Source organism: Anaerococcus prevotii DSM 20548 (genome assembly GCF_000024105.1).
Taxonomy (GTDB): Bacteria; Bacillota; Clostridia; order Tissierellales; family Peptoniphilaceae; genus Anaerococcus; species Anaerococcus prevotii.
This window is the reverse complement of the sequence record NC_013171.1, coordinates 496,829-516,189: the sequence shown is the minus strand read 5'-3', so window position 1 is coordinate 516,189 and position 19,361 is coordinate 496,829. Positions and strand designations below refer to the sequence as shown.

Here is a 19,361-nt window from a genome sequence, read left to right as displayed (position 1 = left end):
GTTTATATAATATTCCTTCACAGAAAAATTGTCAACAAAGCCCTATTTTTAGGGATTTGTGTCAGTGTTTGATAATTTTTACATACTTTGTGAAATTTCACATTCCCCGAAAATACCTATTTACCCTATTAAAGATTATTATTATCTTTTAAACAAAGAGAAATCACATAATTTTTTAATAAAATTTGGGTATAATATATATGTTAAAAGTTATAACTTGTAAAATTTGTATAACTTAGGAGGAAAACATGACTATTACATTTGCAGGAGATAAAGTAACACTTTTAGGAACTCAAGTAAAAAAAGGCGACAAGGCGCCAGCATTTAAGGCAACAAAAAATGATCTTTCAGAATTTAACTCAGAAGATCTAAAAGGAAAAGTTGTAGTTTATTCTGTAGCACCATCCCTAGATACAGACGTATGTGCTCTTCAAGCGAAGAAATTCAACAAAGATGCCCTAGAACTTTCTGATGACGTAGCTATTGTTACAATCACAGAAGATTTACCATTCGCTCAAGCAAGATTTTGCTCAAACGAAGATATCAAAAACCTAGAAATGGTATCTGACTACAAAGAAAGAGAATTCGGAGATAAATATGGTTTCTTAATCGATGAACTAAAGCTACTAACAAGAGGAATAGTTGTAGTCGATAAAGAAGGAGTAATCCAATACGTTGAATACGTTCCAGAAGTAACTAACGAAGTAAACTTCGAAGCTGCTTTAGAAGAAGTTAAAAAATTAGTTTAACTGAAAGACCAAGTAGAAAGATCTCGAAATAAAGATTAGAAATCACCCTACTTGATTTAATAGATAAATATGAATACGCCTTGGCAAGGAGTAAAACTTGCTAAGGCGTTTTTTTACTTGAAAATAAGCTCATAATCTCTCTTTTTTATATAAGAATAATAAAAGCTAGAAATAATAAGATTCGTTATCCAACCAAGAGGAACTGCATACCAAACCATCTCGACACCTATCTTGTGGGCAAGGGTCATAGAAAGACTCACCCTTATAAATAGATTGATAATATTCGCAAGAGTAAAAACTCTCACATCTCCTAGGCCCCTCAAAACCCCATCCACACAGTGCTTAGATCCTACCAACACAAAGAAAAATCCTATGAAAGCTAGATAAGCCTCTCCAGTTTTTATAGCAAGGTCTGACGAATTTTCATTCATAAAAAAGGAAATTATATCAGCTGACTTGATTTTTAAAACAAGTAAAACCAAGAAGGAATATATGCCTACCATAATCAGTGATGCCCTTAGCCCTTGACCTAATCTGTTGAGTCTCTTTGCCCCTACATTTTGTGAAGTATAGGAAGATATAGCATTACCAAGACTTGTTATCGGTACAATTATAAGGCTTTCTACTCTAATGGCCGCAGAAAAACCAGCCAAAATCTCTACCCCAAAGGAATTTACAACAGATTGAACCAAAAGCTGGCCTATAGTAACGGTAGATTGTTGGACAATAGAAGGAATAGCAAGCCTAGAAATAAGCCCTAACTCTGTTTTATCAAAAATTCTAGTTTTTTCTGTTTCGATTTTCTCAATTCTCCTAAGAAAAACAAAAAATGAAAAAACAGCCGAAATCCCCTGGGCAAGTAGAGTAGCGTAGGCAGCTCCAGCAAGACCCATTCCCAAATCTCTTACAAAGTATACATCTAATATCACATTCAAAATCGATGAGAAAATCAAAAAATATAGGGGAATCTTTGATTCTCCAAGAGCCTGGTAAAGAGCCGATATGATATTGTACATAAACAAAAATGGCAGGCCATAAAAATAAATATTAAGATATAAGACTGCCATATCCAAAATCTCACTAGGTGTTTGAAGAAGGGCCATAAGTTTCTTAGAAAAAATCAATCCAAAAGCGGAAAGAGCAAGGGAAAGACCTAAAAATCCTATCATAGAAGTGAAAATCGCAGTCTTCATCCTCTTGTAATCTCGTGATCCAAAGTATCTTGCAATTAAAACCGAAGCTCCAGCCCCACCGCCTACTCCAATGCAAATAAAAATAGTAGTAAGGGCGAAACTTGCCCCTATAGAAGCAAGAGCAGCCTCCCCCACGTACTTACCAACTACAGCCGAATCGACCAAGGTATAAATTTGTTGAAATAAAGATCCAACCACCATAGGCAGAGCGAACTTGCTAATTGCCTTTGATGGAGTATCACTAGTTAAATAATGATCCATATACCACCTCAAAAATTTCTAACTTCTATCAATATATGATAAGCTTTGAAAAAATCTACTAAAATAAATACTAATTTTAAAATTTAATAAAAAGTGATATCATAAAATAAACAAAGCAAAAGGAGGACATATGTCAACAATAGGAAGTGGAATCATAGGTGACTCTAACACCTTCAATCTCAAAGAAATAAATATAGAAAATGTAAGAAAAGAAGTAATTAACTTTCTCCTAAAAGACGAAGCTATAATCCAGGCCTTTGAAACAATAAGAGACCAGATAATCTTTACTACAAAAAGAATCTTCGTAATAAATGTTCAAGGAATCACCGGTAAAAAGATAGCCTACATCTCTTATCCCTACTCCAAAATCCAATACTTCGGAATAGAAACTGCAGGCATGCTCGATATAGACAGCGAGCTGATAATAGCCTTTAACGACGGAAACAAACTATCTTTCGACTTTAAAAAAGGAGTAGACATCATAGAAATATCTAAAACTATTTCTGAGTTTATTTTATAGAATTAATGTTAACCAAAGAATTAAAAAGTCTAACTTCACCTAAATGTAGTTAGACTTTTTCTTTTTACTTAAGCATCAACTCATACAAATGTTCATAAAATGGTTTGGATTTGCATATTTCTGCTATGCTGTAAGCTATTAGGCTTACTATTGATATTCCTAGTAAGTATTCGAAGGCTCCTCCGGTCATTTCTAGGACTAGAATAATAGCTGTGATTGGAGCTCTTACTATAGCTGAGAAGTGGCCGCACATGCCTAGGATACTAAAGACAAATATAAATGATGGATCAAGGAGTCCTGCCATAACTAGACTTGTAGCTACAATGTTACCTACAAGCGAACCAATTACTAGAAGTGGAACTAGGCTTCCTCCTGAAACTCCTGCTCCAAAGGCTAAGCTTAGGAGAAATATTTTCATAAAATAAAATATGATAAGTTTAAGCAAACTCGTCTCACCCTTAGTAGCAAGAAAGATAAAGTCCTCACTTGATGCAAATAGGTCTATGTCTATCATCAAGACAATTGCTGTTACTACAAAAGGGATTAGGTATTTTATGTAGGGATTAATATTTATCTTCTTATAGACAGACTTAGAACCAATTACACAGTAATTGAAGAAGACTCCCGATAGGCCTACGAAGATTCCCAGAATTATCAAGATTCCAATCATAGATAAGTGCATGACTTCGAAGTTTGGAACGTCAAGTAGAGCTGGGTGGTTACCGAAGGCAATATCTGCTGTTATTATTGCTGTAAATATTGTAATGGCCGTTGATAAAAATACTTTCCTGTCAGTTTTTTTAAATATCTCTTCTACTGTAAATAACATTCCTGCAATTGGAGCGTTAAAGGCTACGGCGATTCCAGCTCCCGCAGCTGATCCAATAAAGTATCTCTTATTTTCCTTTGACTTGCTAATCTTGTGTACTATATCTCCTATAAGACCTCCTATTTGGACGGATGGGCCTTCCCTACCTAGGGTTAGTCCTGATCCTATAGCTAGGGTACTTGCGATAAATTTTCTAATTAGGGTCCTAGGGCTATCTACTGTAAACTCATTATCTAGCATACCATATATGATAGGAATACCAGATCCATTGATATTCGGATCTTTTTTAGATAAGAAATAAATAATTGTTCCAATAATTATAAATAAAATGATAATTCCAAGGGCATATATTGGTCTGTCTTTAACTAATGATATTAGGTATATCATCCTAGCAGACACAAAGCCTATGGCTTTTTTAAAAAATCCTATAGCAAGTCCAACTATAATACCAGTCAATACGAACGAAAGAATTGTAGACAATTCCTTTGACTTGTAGGAATATCTTAATTTTGCTTTTCTCATAAATTCCTCCTTCTCTTCTATTATATCAAAGTCGAGCCTTCTATTGAAATATTTCTATGTCTAAAAATTATTATATGTTACAATGGATATATAAATAAAAGGAGTGTTTATGAAATATTTCGACTTAAATGGAGAAAAAATCTCACGACTTGGTTTTGGTTGTATGAGATTTAAGACAATTGATGGCGATAATGGAAAGATTGATAAGAAAGCTTCGTCCAAAGACATACTAGAAGCAATCGATAATGGACTTACATATATTGACACAGCTTATCCTTATCATGACGGAAAGAGTGAGAAATTTATCGGAGAATTTCTAGAAGAAAACAAGCTCCGTGACAAGATTAAGCTTACTACTAAGCTACCTTGTTGGCTTGTCAAGGAAAGGGGCGACTTTTACAAATTATTAAACGAGCAATTGGAAAATTTAAGGACAGACCACTTAGACTTCTACCTCCTCCATTCTCTCGATGTAAAAAGATTTAGACAAGTAGTAGAGCTTGGAGTCCTAGATTTTCTCACAGAAATCAAAGAAAAAGGAATCGTAAAACATGTTGGCTTCTCCTTCCATGACGAATATCCAGCCTTTGAAGAAATCATCAAGGCCTATGACTGGGACTTCTGCCAAATCCAACTCAACTACCTCGATGTAGACTACCAAGCAGGCCTAAAGGGTTATGAGCTTGCCAAGGAAATGGGAATCCCTGTAGTTATAATGGAGCCCGTTAAGGGCGGAAGGCTTGCCAATCCTCCAGAAGAGCTAAGGAATATGCTTAAGGACTTTACCGACCTATCCCCTGCCCAAGAAGCTTTGAAGTTTCCTCTAAGTCTTGATAATGTAATGACTGTCCTATCTGGAATGAATGATATAGACCAAGTTAGGGAAAACTTAGAGATGGCTAGCACAACCGACTATAATTCTCTAGCAAAAGAAGACGAGGACTTCTACGAAAAGGCGAGGGCCATATACAAAAGCCGTGAGCGTATAGGCTGCACTGCTTGTGAATACTGTCTTCCATGCACCGTTGATATTAACATACCAAAGGTCTTTGGCCTATGGAACAAAGCCTATCTCTATGATGAAGCTGATAAATCCAGAAAGGAATACAAAGATTATCTAGAAGAAGGAGTTAGCCCAACTGAATGCATAGAATGTGGTAAATGTGAAGGAATTTGCCCACAAAACCTAGAAATAATCAAAGGTCTCAAAGAGGCTGATGAGTATTTGGCATAAGATATAACTAAGCTAGACTTAAAAGTTTGGCTTAGTTTTTTCATTGAAATTTTATTCTCTTTATAAACTTCAATATTCTTAATGAAACTAAATCCATCTACAAACTTTCCAAATTAATATTTTATCATTAATACTTTATTTTTAAATTTCTTTCAATTAGGCTTGAGATTACTTGGTCCGTAAAGATAGGAAATTCAATCTAATTATAAAATTATTTTTTACTATTACAAAGAAGTAATTTAAAATTGCCCACAAGAAAAGCCCGATTGCTCGGGCCTTAGTTTTATTTTTGTATAGCTTCTTCGCTTTCAGCTTCTTTTTCGATAGCTTCTATGTTCATTGCTATTTGTGCATCTTCTGCTTCTTTTGTTTCGTAGTCGATTTCTACATCATTGTAAGTCTTAAGTCCCGTACCTGCTGGGATTAGCTTACCTATGATGATATTTTCCTTAAGTCCCTTGAGGTCATCGACCTTGCCCTTGATTGAGGCATCTGTTAGGACTCTGGTTGTTTCTTGGAAGGATGCTGCTGATAGCCAGCTTTCTGTAGCAAGGGAAGCCTTGGTGATTCCAAGGAGCTCTTGGCTATATGTTGCTGCTTCTTTTCCTTCTTCTATCATTTTTTCGTTTTCTATATCGACTTCACGTCTATCTTGAAGGGATCCTGGTAGGAACTCTGTATCTCCAGCCTCTTCAATCTTAACTTTCTTAAGCATTTGACGAGCGATTACTTCTATGTGTCTATCGTCGATCTCTACACCTTGAAGTCTGTATACTTTTTGGACTTCCTTTGTAATGTAGTCTTGGACTCCGACTTTTCCTAGAACCTTCAATACATCGTGTGGATCAAGGGATCCTTCTGTTAGTTGGTCACCCTTTCTTACCACATCGCCATCTCTTACAAGGATTCTAGATCCGAATGGGATGTTGTATTTCTTGGCAAATCCGTCGTCTGATAGGATTTCTACGTCTGTCTTCTTTTCGTTTTGGATAAGAGTTACTGTACCGGAGTTTTCTGCGATGTAGGCAAGTCCTTTTGGCTTTCTCGCTTCGAATAACTCCTCAACTCTTGGAAGACCTTGGGTGATTCCAACGCCTGCGATACCACCGGAGTGGAAGGTTCTCATGGTTAGCTGAGTACCAGGCTCACCGATTGATTGGGCAGCGATGATTCCTACAGCCTCACCTGCATTTACGTGTTTGCCTGTAGCAAGGTTTCTACCATAACATGCTGCACATACTCCATGTTTTGCCTTACATTCGAGAACTGAACGAAGCTTAACTTCCTTGATACCTGCATCAATTATTTTATCAGCCATGTCCTCGTCTATTAGCTCATCCTTGTGAACTATAACTTCGCCACTTTCATCTTTGATTTCTTCGAAAGATGTTCTACCGATAATTCTTGTTTGTAGGTTTTCTATAAGTTCGTTTCCGTCCTTAAACTCGTGAGCTACAACATATCCATCTGTATGGCAGTCATCTTCTGTAACTATAACGTCTTGGGAAATATCTACCATCCTTCTAGTTAGGTATCCTGAGTCGGCTGTTCTTAGGGCGGTATCTGTTAGACCCTTACGTGAACCGTGGGTTGAGATAAAGTACTCTTGTACTGAAAGTCCTTCCCTAAAGTTCGCCTTGATAGGAATTTCTATGATCTTACCATCGGCCTGACTCATAAGTCCACGCATTCCGCCTAGCTGTCTGATTTGGTTAGTAGAACCACGGGCACCGGAGTCGGCAAAGATCTTGATGTTATTATCTGACTTAAGCTCTGTAAGAAGGGCGTCAGTTACATCATTTGTAGTCTTACCCCAGATGTCTATAACTTTTTCATATCTTTCTTGATCTGTTATTAGACCTCTTCTGTAGAGCTTATCGTATCTATCAACTTCAGCATCTGCATGAGCAATAAGATCCCATTTTTCTTTTGGAATATTTACGTCTGACATGGATACTGTAAGTCCTGATAGGGTTGAATATTTATATCCTGTTTGTTTGATGTAGTCTAGTACTTCTGCAGTCTTTATGTTTCCGTGCTTTCTAAAGCATTTATCGACTATATCTTTTAGAGTTCCAGAATCTACTATTGTGTCAATCTCTAGTGAATATGGATCTTCTTTTCTATTTACATAACCCAAGTCTTGTGGAATACCTGAGTTATAGATAAATCTACCTACAGAAGATTCTACGATTTTACCTGGATCGTCTTTGCTCTTCTTAACTCTTACCTTAACTTTGGCTTGATATTCTACATAGCCTGCTTCTAGGGCCTTCATCATCTCATCGTAAGACTCGAAGGTCATATTCTCACCCTTAGCTTCCTTCTTGATAGTAGTTAGGTAATAGGCACCTAGTACCATATCTTGGGAAGGAGTGGTAATTGGCTTACCATCTTTAAGACCTAAGATGTTGTTAGTTGACATCATAAGTAGTCTTGCTTCGATTTGTGCTTCATTAGATAGTGGCAAGTGGATAGCCATTTGGTCACCGTCGAAGTCGGCGTTGAAGGCGTTACATGCCAGTGGATGAAGCTTCATAGCCTTACCTGCTACAAGCTTTGGCTCAAAGGCTTGGATACCAAGTCTGTGAAGTGTAGGGGCACGGTTTAGTAAAACTGGGTGGTCTTTGATTACTTCTTCAAGGATTTCATAGACTCTTGGGTCTTTTTTCTCTACCATTTTCTTGGCAGATTTTAGGTTGTGAGCCATACCACAATCTACTACCTTGTTCATGATAAATGGTTTGAAAAGCTCAAGGGCCATCTCTTGTGGAAGTCCACATTGGTTAAACTTAAGGTCAGGTCCTACTACGATTACAGAACGACCTGAGTAGTCAACTCTCTTACCTAGTAGGTTTTGTCTAAATCTACCGCTCTTTCCTTTAAGTAAGTCAGATAGGGACTTCATGTTTCTGTTAGATGCTCCAGTTACAGCTCGTCCACGTCTTCCGTTATCGATTAGGGCGTCGACTGCTTCTTGAAGCATTCTCTTCTCGTTACGAACGATGATTTCAGGAGCTCCTATATCTAGGAGTCTCTTTAGTCTGTTGTTTCTATTGATAACACGTCTGTAAAGGTCATTTAAGTCACTTGTTGCAAATCTTCCACCTTCAAGTTGGACCATTGGTCTTAATTCTGGTGGCATTACTGGAAGGACATCTAGAATCATCCATTCTGGCTTGTTGCCGCTTGTAAGGAAGGCATCTACTACTTCTAGTCTTCTTGAAACTCTTACCTTCTTTTGGCCTGTTGATTCGTCAAGTTCCTTTAGGAGAAGCTCGTATTCTCTCTTAAGATCTACATTAGCTAGAAGCTCTTTTACAGCTTCAGCTCCCATAGCAGCCTTAAATTCTGTATCGTCTGGATAAGCTTCTAGGACGTCTTGGTATTCATTTTCAGAGATTTCTTGCTTTTCCATAAGGTCTGTTGAACCAGGGTTGATTACAACATATGAAGCAAAGTATAGGATTTTCTCTAGTACTCTTGGGCTCATGTCAAGGAGAAGTCCCATCTTGGATGGTATTCCCTTGAAGTACCAAATGTGGCTTACAGGAGCTGCAAGCTCGATATGGCCCATTCTTTCACGACGTACTTTGGACTTTGTCACTTCTACCCCACACTTTTCACAAACTACGCCCTTGTATCTGATTCTCTTGTATTTACCACAAGAACATTCGTAGTCTTTGGTTGGTCCAAATATTTTCTCACAGAAAAGTCCGTCCTTTTCTGGTTTTAGGGTTCTATAGTTGATTGTCTCTGGCTTTTTAACTTCGCCGTGAGACCATGATCTGATTTTTTCAGCGGATGCGATCTTCATCCTCATCCCATCAAATTGGTTTAATTCGCTCATTTACTCCCCTATTCTTCTATATTCTCATCGTCACTATCTTCGCTTTTTGCCTTGCTTGTAACCTTAGTCTTTGTCTCTGGGTCCTTGTTTAGGGCTCTAGTTAGACTCTTAACCTTAGAAGCATCGATCTTATCTACTTGAGAAAATCTATCTTGTTCGTCGATATTCTCCTTAAGTTCGATTACTTCGCCTTCTTCATCGAGTAGCTCTACGTCGAGGGCAAGGGATTGAAGTTCCTTTACAAGAACCTTGAAGGATTCTGGTGTACCTGGTTCAGGAATATTTTCTCCCTTAACGATTGATTCATAGGTCTTAACTCTTCCGGTAACGTCATCTGACTTAACTGTTAGGATTTCTTGGAGGGTGTGGCTTGCACCGTAGGCTTCTAGGGCCCAAACTTCCATCTCTCCGAATCTTTGTCCACCGAATTGTGCCTTACCACCAAGAGGTTGTTGGGTTACTAGTGAGTAAGGTCCAATAGATCTTGCGTGGATTTTCTCTTCTACCATGTGGTGGAGCTTAAGCATATACATTACTCCAACTGTTACTGGGTTTTGGAATGGAAGACCAGTTCTACCATCACGAAGAGTTATTTTTCCTGTCTTATTTACATATGGAGCTGTCTTTTTAGCTTCTTCTAGGACTTCTTCGATTTCTGTATCAAGTGCACCATCAAATACTGGTGTAGCAATCTTCCAGCCCATTGTTCTTGCTGCAAGACCCATGTGGACTTCAAGTACCTGTCCAAGGTTCATACGGCTTGGGATACCAAGTGGGTTTAGGCAGATTTGTAGAGGTGTTCCGTCTGGTAAGAATGGCATATCTTCTCTTGGAAGAATCCTTGAAACGACACCCTTGTTACCATGACGACCGCACATCTTATCTCCCACCATGATCTTTCTTTTGGCAGCGACATATACTCTTATTACCTTGTTTACACCTGGAGCAAGTTCGTCTCCATCTTTCTTGTTGTATTCTTTGACATCAACTACTATTCCGCTTTCACCGTGTGGAACCTTAAGGGAAGTATCACGTACCTCTCTTGCTTTTTCACCGAAGATTGCACGTAGAAGTCTTTCTTCTGGAGATAGTTCAGTCTCTCCCTTTGGTGATACCTTACCTACAAGGATATCTCCGCTTTTAACTTCTGCACCGATTCTGATAATACCATTTTCGTCGAGATCTTTTTTCATATCTTCGCCGACATTTGGTATATCCTTGGTGATCTCTTCTGCTCCAAGCTTAGTTTCTCTCGCTTCACACTCATGCTCTTCTATGTGAACTGAGGTAAGGACATCGTCCATTACAAGCTCTTCATTAAGAAGCATAGCATCCTCGAAGTTGTATCCTTCCCATGTTGTAAAGGCTATGAGGATATTTTTACCTAGGGCTAGCTCTCCATTGTCTGTAGATGGTCCATCTGCAAGGATTTCGTTAGCCTCAACCTTATCTCCTCTTTTAACAATTGGTCTTTGGTTGATGGTTGTTCCTTGGTTGGCTCTTTCAAATTTGAGTAACTCGTAGTCTTCGATTTCTCCATCGCTAGCCCTTTTGACCTTGATGTGATCATCTCCGACATAAACAACTTCACCCTTTGACCTAGATACAACACAAACACCTGAATCCTTAGCTGCTCTGTGCTCGATACCTGTCGCAACTATTGGAGCTTCTGTCTTAATAAGTGGAACTGCCTGACGTTGCATGTTGGCACCCATGAGGGCACGGGTTGAGTCGTCGTTTTCAAGGAATGGTATGAGGCTTGCTCCAACAGATACGATCTGTTGAGGAGAAACGTCCATGTATTGGATTTTCTCTCTTGGGTAGATATCATTCTCACCCTTAATACCACGTCCTGATACTCTTTCGTTTACGAATCTATCATTTTCATCAAGTGGCTCGTTGGCTTGGGCTATGATAAAGTTATCTTCTATGTCTGCTGTTAGGTAGTCAATCTCATCAGTTACATAACCACCTTCCTTAACAAGTCTGTAAGGAGTTTCTATAAATCCATATTTGTTTACTCTTGCGTATGTTGTAAGGGAAGTGATTAGTCCGATATTTGGTCCTTCTGGAGTCTCTATTGGACAGATTCTTCCGTAGTGAGAATCGTGCACGTCACGGACCTCAACACCAGCTCTATCTCTTGACAAACCACCTGGTCCAAGAGCAGATAATCTTCTCTTATGAGTTAGCTCACTCATTGGGTTGGTTTGGTCCATGAATTGGGAAAGTTGGGATGAACCAAAGAATTCTTTGATTACAGCTGTTACTGGCTTGATATTGATTAAGCCTTGTGGAGTTGCAAGGTCAGGATCTTGGGTTGTCATTCTTTCACGAACAACTCTTTCCATTCTAGCAAGCCCTACTCTAAATTGGTTTTGTAGAAGTTCTCCAACTCCTCTAACACGTCTATTACCTAAGTGGTCGATATCGTCTACATAGCCAATTCCTTCAAAGAGGTTGAATTGGTAGTTAACTATAGCGAGTATATCAGCCTTAGTGATGTGTTTTGGGCAAAGCTCTTTCTTCCTTCTCTCCATTAGAGATTTGATTTCTTCTGGGCTATTTGCCTCTTCGATTATCTCTTTCATAACTGGGAAGTATACTTTTTCACTGAAGTCATCAACTGTAACATCGACATCTTTTAGCTCTTCAAATGAGTTAAAGTCTACAAAGTTATTTCCAACTACCCTAAGGGTCTTATCTTCTTCGTATTCGTCTTTTTTTATTACATCAACTGTAACAATACCAGCATTTTCTATAGCTTTGGCTGTTTCTTCGTCGATAATTTCTCCTGCTGATACGAAAACTTCTCCAGTTTCTGGATCTATAACATCATCCTTAGATACAAGTCCTTCGATTCTGTCTGCTAGGGCAAGCTTAAGGTTGTATTTGTATCTACCAACCTTAGCAAGGTCGTATCTTCTATCATCGAAGAGGAGATTGTTGATTAAGTTTGTTGCAGATTCAACACTTGCAGGGTCCCCTGGTTTTAATTTTCTATAAATTTCTATCAAAGCTTCATCTGCAGTCTCTGAGTTTTCCTTCTCTAGGGTATTTCTCAAATGTTTGGTATCTCCGATAGCGTTGATGATTTCTTCGTCTGTTTCGAATAAAAGCGCACGAACGAGAGTTGTTGCAGGTAGTTTTCTTGTTCTATCAAGTCTAACATTTACTGTGTGGCTTGCATCTGTATCAAACTCAATCCACGCACCACGGTTAGGGATGACAGTTGAAGAATACATCTTATCCCCACTCTTGTCAGTTTCTTCTGCATAATAAACACCAGGAGATCTAACTAACTGGCTTACTATAACTCTTTCGGCACCATTTATAACAAAGGTAGCAGAATCTGTCATCATTGGGAAGTCTCCCATAAAGACTTCTTGCTCTTTAACTTCTTCTGTTTCCTTATTTATAAGTCTTGCCTTAACCTTTAAATCTCTTGCGTAGGTCGCATCCTTGTATTTGGATTCTTTTACTGAATATTTTGTTTCTTCATCAAATTCATAACCGATAAATTCTAGAATTAGGTTGCCATTATAGTCTTCAATTGGAGAAATATCTTCTAGGATTTCTCCCAAACCTTCCTTAAGGAACCATTCGTAAGAATCTTTTTGAACTTTCAATAAATTTGGTAAATCTAATACTTGAGGAAATTTGGAAAAACTCTTTCTCTTAGTTCTTCCATACATTTGTTCATGGAATTGGGCCATTAATCATTACTCCTTGTCTGTTTCATGGGCTTTTCTCTATCTAAAAAGCATCTTCAAAAACTCGTTAAAAAAATAAAAAAAATCTCGATTTATAGATTTCTAGCAATTGTTAATTATACCATAAAATAATCAACCATACAAGTCCTTTGTCGAGATTTCCTTTCTTTTTCTCAAAAATTATTTTCTTTCTTTATATAGCTTCTCAATTAATATAATTGGTCTTGATATTGTGCTCGCGTGCGCTACTTTCTCCATCAGGATAACCAACTATAACCCCGCTTACAGGGTAGAATCCTTCGTCTAAGTTAAGGTTTTTGATGTAAGCTGCATCCTTGCCTAGGGCATTTACGCTTCCTCTTATATAGCAAGAACCTAGTCCCATCTCTGTCGCCTTTAGACATATATGTTCTATGACGCAACCTGCATCTTCAAAGCGGGCCGATGTATCCTTACTTGATGAAAAAATAATAAATACTGGTGCAGCGTAAAGTGGATTCTTACTCTTTCCTGTTTTTTCCTGATATTCTTTTACGAAATCTTCCATAAGATTTTTATCTTTAACGACAGTGAGCCTACACTTATCGTACTGGCCATTTGCAATTGGAGCCTTCCTAGCAGCTTCTAAGAGCTTTTCAATCGACTCATCGCTGGGCTCTTTGGAAGAATATTTTCTTTCAGAATATCTTTTATCTATTACTTCATCAAATAACATATAGACCTCCTTGACTTAAACAAATCTTTGGGCTTATTATACTCCAATAAAAGCTAGAAACAAATCGATTATTTATGCTATAATAGTATAAACGGAGGCATTATGAAAAAAACTACAAGATTTTTAACCACCATAGGTGGAATATTTAGATCAATAATAACAATACTATTTGCTTTTGCGGCTATTTTTGCTGGCTTTGTCGACAAGAAGCTTTTGGCAAGCTTCCTTGATATAATTGGCTTTTCAAATATTTCCCTGGGCTTTGTCAAACCTTTTGCCCTAATAGTGCTCATCTCTTTATTTCTATTAAACTTACAAATTACGAGAAATATTTTCAATTCTGGTAAGTTCGGAGTAAAGATAATATCAAATATATTTTTTGCTGGTCTTTTTATTATAGTAGACCTTATAGTCCTCTTCTTTGTAAGAGAAAGACTTATACTAATCCCCCTTGGCCTAAACGCCCTTATAATCCTTTCACAAATTATGGCTATGGCTACGAAGGGAAAGGGCTACTATAATATAGGAAGCAATCCTTCAAAAAAAACAAAGATTAGAAAAAAGGACAAGGGAGTAATCAAAGAAAAAGACCTGGAAGAAATATCAGATGGAGATATTAAGAAGGAAAATTATAGGGCAAGTAACAGGGTCTACTCACTTGACTTCGCTAGCAAAATGGAAGATAAGCCTAGAAAAGAAGAGCTAATAGAAGAAGATACAAATGCAATTGATCCAGAGGAAAATAAGGAGAATCTACAAGAATTAAAGGATAAAGAAGCCTTAGAAAAATTCGATCAAACAGATCCTCCTAGTGAAGATGATAAAGATATAGATACTGAAGAATAAAATAAATGGCAAGCTTAAAGCTAGGACAGGCTCTGTTTTATATAAAGGAGCCTTCTAGGCTAAGCTTGGCCATTTTTTTTGGAAAATCCTTGCTTTAGGGTATATATGATATAAGAAGAAATGAGGAGTATTATGGACAAAAATTATTTGAAATTATTAAAAGACATCTATCCCGAAAAATCCGATATAAAAGACGAGTTAATTTCTCTTAACTCCAAGCTCTACCTACCCAAGGGCACGGAATATTTTTTCTCCGACATCCATGGAGAAAGCGAGGCCTTCCTTCATCTATTAAGGTCTGCATCAGGAAACATTAGAGATAAAATTGCCAAGCTTTTTGGTGATACCCTAGTCAAAGAAGACCAAGACGACTTAGCAGAGCTGATTTATGATCCGGTCCACGTTCTTAAGGACCTTTTTGAAAACGATTTATTGACAGAAGACTATCTCACCATAACTATCCACAGGCTAATCAACCTCTTTAGGTTCGTATCTACCAAATACCCAAAGGCCTACGTCAAAAGCAAATTCACAGGCTCATATACCAATATAATTGACGAGCTTCTATATACCAACGATTCTGAGTTTAACAAGAAAGAATACTATGAGTCCCTTATAGCAAATATTGTAAAATACGACTCTGCTAGGGAATTTATCATAGCCCTTGCAAGACTTATCCAAAGAGTATCTGTAGACAAGCTCCATATTGTCGGAGATATCTACGACAGGGGCCCTTCCCCACACATAATCATGGACGAACTACTAACCTTTCCTAATGTCGACATCCAATGGGGTAACCACGACATAGCCTGGATGGGAGCTGCCAGCGGAAATGAGGCCTTAATAGCTGCCTGCGTTGCCAATGCCATCTCCTACAACAACTTCGATATGTTAGAAGACGGCTACGGAATAAACCTAAGACCTCTCTATGAATTTGCTATCCACACCTACAAGGACGACCCATGCGAGCTTTTCATGCCTAGGGTTTTCGATAGAAATATCTACGACAATGTAAGTGGCGAAGTAGCAGCCAAGATGTATAAGGCAATTTCTATCATAAGATTCAAACTTGACGGAGCTCTTATAGAAAGAAATCCAGAGTTCAATGTGGACGATAGAAACTTCCTCAAATTCGTCGATTTTGAAAAAACGACCTACAAAAATGTCCCACTCAGGGATACTAACTTTCCTACCATAGATCCAAAAGACCCACTTAAACTAACAGATGCCGAACAATTTATAATAGATATCCTAAAAAGTGACTTTATCAAAGGCAATAGACTAAACCGCCACATGAGATTTCTCTACAAAAATGGATCAATGTATAAGACAGAAAACGGCTCTCTCCTATTTCATGGCTGCATCCCCCTAACTGAAGACGGAAAATTCCAAGAAATAGAAATAAAGGGAAAGAAATATTCCGGAAGAAAGCTCATGGACGCCTTTGACAAACTCGCTCGTGATGCTTACTTTACCAATTCAATCTTCGCCAAAGACGTCATGTGGTATCTAATAAATGGCAGATACTCTCCAATCTTTGGCAAGAGCCAATACTCCTACTTCGAAAATCTCTTCGTAGACGATAAGGACCTAAAAAGAGAAGTCTACAACCCTTACTACAAGCTTTCTGAGAAGGAAGAAATAGTAGATATGATCCTGGATGAATTTGAGATTACATGTGAAAGAAGAAGGATAATAAATGGCCACGTTCCAGTTAAAGTCAAAAAAGGAGATAGTCCAATCAAGGCAGGCGGCAAGCTCTATGTAATAGATGGTGGAATATCCAAACCTTACCAAGCTAAGACCGGGATAGCAGGTTACACCTTGATGTTTAACTCCCACCACGTAGCCCTAGCCGAACACAAAAGCTACGAATCTATCACAGACAAGGTATCAAGCTACACCCCAAATATAAAAGAAGTAGAAATCCTACTTCCAAGAATGTTAAAAAAAGACACTGATGAGGGACGTGATATAAGAGAAAAAATTGAAGTTTTGGAAAAGCTTTTGGAAATGTACGATAGTGCGAATTGATGACATCAAAAAAGGGTGCAGGTAAAATCCTACATCCTTTTTTATTCGCGAAGATACTCAAGCTATCAGAATAGTGTTTCTCCTTGATAGTAACCTATAGTTTATATATTACAAGCATGAAAGTAAATTATTATTAGCTTGTTTTAAAATATCCTTATCTACAAAGTCTTAAGCATATCCACATAATTTGGCATAGAATAATTTTCCCTGGATATTAGTTTTTCTAATGCATCGGATATTTGGCGGATTTCGCCTGAGACTTTCCTTGTTTCTTTTTGAAGATACTTAGCCTTATCTTCTAAGAGATTCATATTTTCTGATTTTTCTAAGATATCAGAAATTACATCGCAATAGTCTAAAAGTTTGCCTACTTTTTCATTTATTTTTCTCGCCCTTTGTCTTAGTCTTTCATTTTCTACAAAAGATAGGTAATCTTTAATGCTTGCGATCTCTCTCATAGCTGATGGGAGGATCTCTTGGTGGATCATGTTGTTTAGTATTTCTAGTTGAGAAGAGAAAAACTTTGTAACATCTTCATATTCGACCTTGATTATGGATTCTATTTCCTTTTTAGTAAAGATCCCAGATTTTTCAAATATATCATAGGCCTTAGTGGCCTTGGCTGCTATTACAGCTTCCAAGAAAGTTGGGAAGTTTTCTAGACCTCTTTTTTCCGCTTCCTTTTCCCATTCTTCTGAGTAGCCATCGCCTTGAAAGAGGATATTTTTGTTTTCTTGATAGATTTCCTTAACTATGGAGTAAGCTTCTTCCTTTAGCCTATCTTCATCTACCTTCTCTAACCTATCAGCTATCTTCTTCACCGACTCGGCAAAGCCTATATTTATTACTGTATTGAGGTCTGCCGCTGATTTAGATGATCCTAGCATTCTAAATTCAAATTTGTTGCCAGTATAAGCTATAGGAGATGTTCTATTCCTGTCTGATGAGTCAGTTTTTATTTCTCCTAAATGAGGAATCTTGACCATATTTTCTATAACTTTTTCCTCAAAATCATCATTAGCTACAGACTCTAAGACCTCTTCCAAGTCACGACCTATGAATAAAGATATAATGGCTGGTGGGGCTTCATCTCCACCCAATCTATAGTCGTTAGTCACAGATGAAGAGGCAATCCTTATTAGCTTCTGGTATTTGTTGCAAACTTCAATCATAGAAGCTAAGAACAGAAGAAAAACAGGGTTGTTTTTGGGAGTTTTTCCTGGAGTAAATAAATTTCTTCCATAATTTGTCGCCAAAGAATAATTATTGTGCTTACCAGACCCTGCCATATTTTTGAAAGGTTTTTCCTTAAGTAGGCAAACTAAATCGTGGTCTAGGGCTGTCTTTTCCAATATATGCATAAGGAGTTGGTTATTGTCAACAGATATATTAACATTCTCATACATTATGGCGATTTCAAACTGATTCGGACCTACCTCGTTATGTTCTGCTTCCATGTAGATACCAAGCTTGTAAAGCTCGCTGTTTACATCTTCAAAAAACTCATCAACTCTTTTTGGAATGTCTCCTAGATAGTGAGAGATAAGTTCTTTTTCAACCATAGGATCAGAACCAACAAGGGTCATCCCAGAATATTCAAGGTCTATTCTCTTATCAAAATACTTTTTATCTATAAGATAAAATTCTTGCTCAAGGCCTAGTTTAGCCTTAACCCTGTAAGTTTTCTCTTCCTTGAGAAATAAATTACAAACCCTTGAAGCCTCTTTGCTTACCATATTCATGGACTCTATTAGAGGAAGTTTCTTGTCAAGCTTTTCTCCGTAGAAGGATACGAATACCGATGGGATGTATAAGACCTTATCTAGGATAAAGGAATTGGCAGTTAGGTCCCAATATGTATATCCTCTAGCCTCAAAGGTTGATCTCATGCCTCCAGATGGGAAAGAAGATGCGTCAGGCTCACCCTTTATAAGCTCCTTCCCTGAGAACCTATTTATAGGATTGTGCTTGCCATCTCTGTTCAAAAAAGCTGTTTTTTTGGTCGCAGTTTTCCCATTTAAGGGTTGGAACCAATGTGTGTAGGAAGTTGCCCCCTTAGAAATCGCCCAGACTTTCATAGCATGAGCTATGGCATCAGCACTTTCCCTATCCAAGGTGGCATTGTTCCTTGCCGCTTGTTTCCATTTCAAATACACTGGGTAGGGTACATTTTCCTTCATAGTTTTCTTGTCAAAAGCCATATTCCCAAATTCTTTCAAAACCATACTACCTCTTTCTTAGATTTTACTTTTATATTATACCAGGTGGATTTTAAAAATAAATTTACATCTTTATTCACTTGCTATTAATAAAAAAGTACCAAGCTATAATACATTTAAAATATAGATTGGTACTTAAAATTATTATTCGATTATCTCAGGCTCGTCGTAGTCTACTCCGAAAGTTTCTACAGTCACTGTCTTCATTACTTGGTCTTCTTTTGGTTTGTCTTGGAAGTCAGTTTTTGTTTCTGCTATCTTATCTACTGTATCCATTCCTTCGATTACCCTACCGAAGGCTGCGTATTGGCCATCTAGGTGAGGGCTGTCTTTGTGCATTACGAAAAATTGACTGCCTGCACTATCTGGCATCATAGATCTTGCCATGGAGAGAACTCCCCTGTCGTGTTTTAGGTTATTTTCAAAACCATTTGCAGCAAATTCTCCCTTGATAGCATAACCAGGGCCTCCGATTCCTATTCCTTCTGGATCTCCTCCTTGGATCATAAAGCCTTTGATTACCCTATGAAAGATTACTCCGTCGTAGAAATTGTGACCTATAAGTGAGATAAAGTTTCTTACTGTATTTGGAGCAACTTCTGGGTAGAGTTCTGCCTTGAAAGTATCTCCATTTTCCATTTCAAATGTTACAATTGGATTTTTGTTTTCCATATTT

Annotated in this window: 12 protein-coding genes; 5 read left to right on the top strand and 7 right to left on the bottom strand. The window is 37.7% G+C overall.

Annotation, left to right across the window (positions count from 1 at the left end; all coding sequences use genetic code 11):
• Positions 1–248 precede the first annotated feature (248 nt).
• A complete protein-coding gene (gene tpx / locus APRE_RS02400; RefSeq protein WP_015777411.1) occupies positions 249–749 on the top strand; it encodes a thiol peroxidase in 501 nt (166 codons plus the stop codon).
• A 113-nt stretch (positions 750–862) separates the two neighbouring features.
• Here tpx and APRE_RS02395 read toward each other — a convergent pair whose 3' ends face one another.
• Positions 863–2,203 carry an MATE family efflux transporter gene (locus APRE_RS02395; RefSeq protein ID WP_015777410.1) on the bottom strand — a complete coding sequence of 447 codons (1,341 nt, stop codon included), beginning with the start codon at positions 2,201–2,203 and terminating at the stop codon, positions 863–865.
• 130 nt (positions 2,204–2,333) lie between these two features.
• On the opposite strand from APRE_RS02395, the gene APRE_RS02390 reads away from it, so the two are divergent.
• Complete coding sequence (locus APRE_RS02390) at positions 2,334–2,723, top strand: PH domain-containing protein (protein WP_015777409.1); 390 nt, start codon at positions 2,334–2,336, stop codon at positions 2,721–2,723.
• A gap of 64 nt (positions 2,724–2,787) precedes the next feature.
• Here the strand turns inward: APRE_RS02390 and APRE_RS02385 are convergent, their stop codons facing one another.
• Complete coding sequence (locus APRE_RS02385) at positions 2,788–4,074, bottom strand: ClC family H(+)/Cl(-) exchange transporter (RefSeq protein WP_015777408.1); 1,287 nt, start codon at positions 4,072–4,074, stop codon at positions 2,788–2,790.
• A gap of 109 nt (positions 4,075–4,183) precedes the next feature.
• On the opposite strand from APRE_RS02385, the gene APRE_RS02380 reads away from it, so the two are divergent.
• Positions 4,184–5,308 (top strand): aldo/keto reductase, encoded by a 1,125-nt coding sequence (locus APRE_RS02380; RefSeq protein ID WP_015777407.1) that lies wholly within the window; start codon positions 4,184–4,186, stop codon positions 5,306–5,308.
• A 283-nt stretch (positions 5,309–5,591) separates the two neighbouring features.
• Here the strand turns inward: APRE_RS02380 and rpoC are convergent, their stop codons facing one another.
• From rpoC to APRE_RS02365, 3 genes are all read right to left on the bottom strand, one after another.
• Positions 5,592–9,158 (bottom strand): DNA-directed RNA polymerase subunit beta', encoded by a 3,567-nt coding sequence (rpoC, locus tag APRE_RS02375; RefSeq protein WP_015777406.1) that lies wholly within the window; start codon positions 9,156–9,158, stop codon positions 5,592–5,594.
• Positions 9,159–9,166: 8 nt separating this feature from the next.
• Entirely contained in the window at positions 9,167–12,874 is a 3,708-nt protein-coding gene (gene rpoB / locus APRE_RS02370; RefSeq protein ID WP_015777405.1) for a DNA-directed RNA polymerase subunit beta, read from the bottom strand.
• 202 nt (positions 12,875–13,076) lie between these two features.
• Positions 13,077–13,586 (bottom strand): nitroreductase family protein, encoded by a 510-nt coding sequence (locus APRE_RS02365; protein WP_015777404.1) that lies wholly within the window; start codon positions 13,584–13,586, stop codon positions 13,077–13,079.
• Positions 13,587–13,688: 102 nt separating this feature from the next.
• Between APRE_RS02365 and APRE_RS02360 the strand changes: the two genes are divergently transcribed.
• Positions 13,689–14,432 (top strand): hypothetical protein, encoded by a 744-nt coding sequence (locus APRE_RS02360; protein WP_015777403.1) that lies wholly within the window; start codon positions 13,689–13,691, stop codon positions 14,430–14,432.
• A gap of 132 nt (positions 14,433–14,564) precedes the next feature.
• Positions 14,565–16,466, top strand: a complete 1,902-nt coding sequence (locus APRE_RS02355; protein WP_015777402.1) for a fructose-bisphosphatase class III — start codon at positions 14,565–14,567, stop codon at positions 16,464–16,466.
• Between the two features lie 158 nt (positions 16,467–16,624).
• Here APRE_RS02355 and APRE_RS02350 read toward each other — a convergent pair whose 3' ends face one another.
• Together APRE_RS02350 and APRE_RS02345 are read right to left on the bottom strand one after the other, a co-directional pair.
• Positions 16,625–18,691 (bottom strand): glutamine synthetase III domain-containing protein, encoded by a 2,067-nt coding sequence (locus tag APRE_RS02350; protein ID WP_015777401.1) that lies wholly within the window; start codon positions 18,689–18,691, stop codon positions 16,625–16,627.
• A 138-nt stretch (positions 18,692–18,829) separates the two neighbouring features.
• On the bottom strand, positions 18,830–19,357 hold the full coding sequence (locus APRE_RS02345; RefSeq protein WP_015777400.1) for a peptidylprolyl isomerase: 528 nt from the start codon (positions 19,355–19,357) through the stop codon (positions 18,830–18,832).
• Between the last annotated feature and the right edge of the window lie 4 nt (positions 19,358–19,361).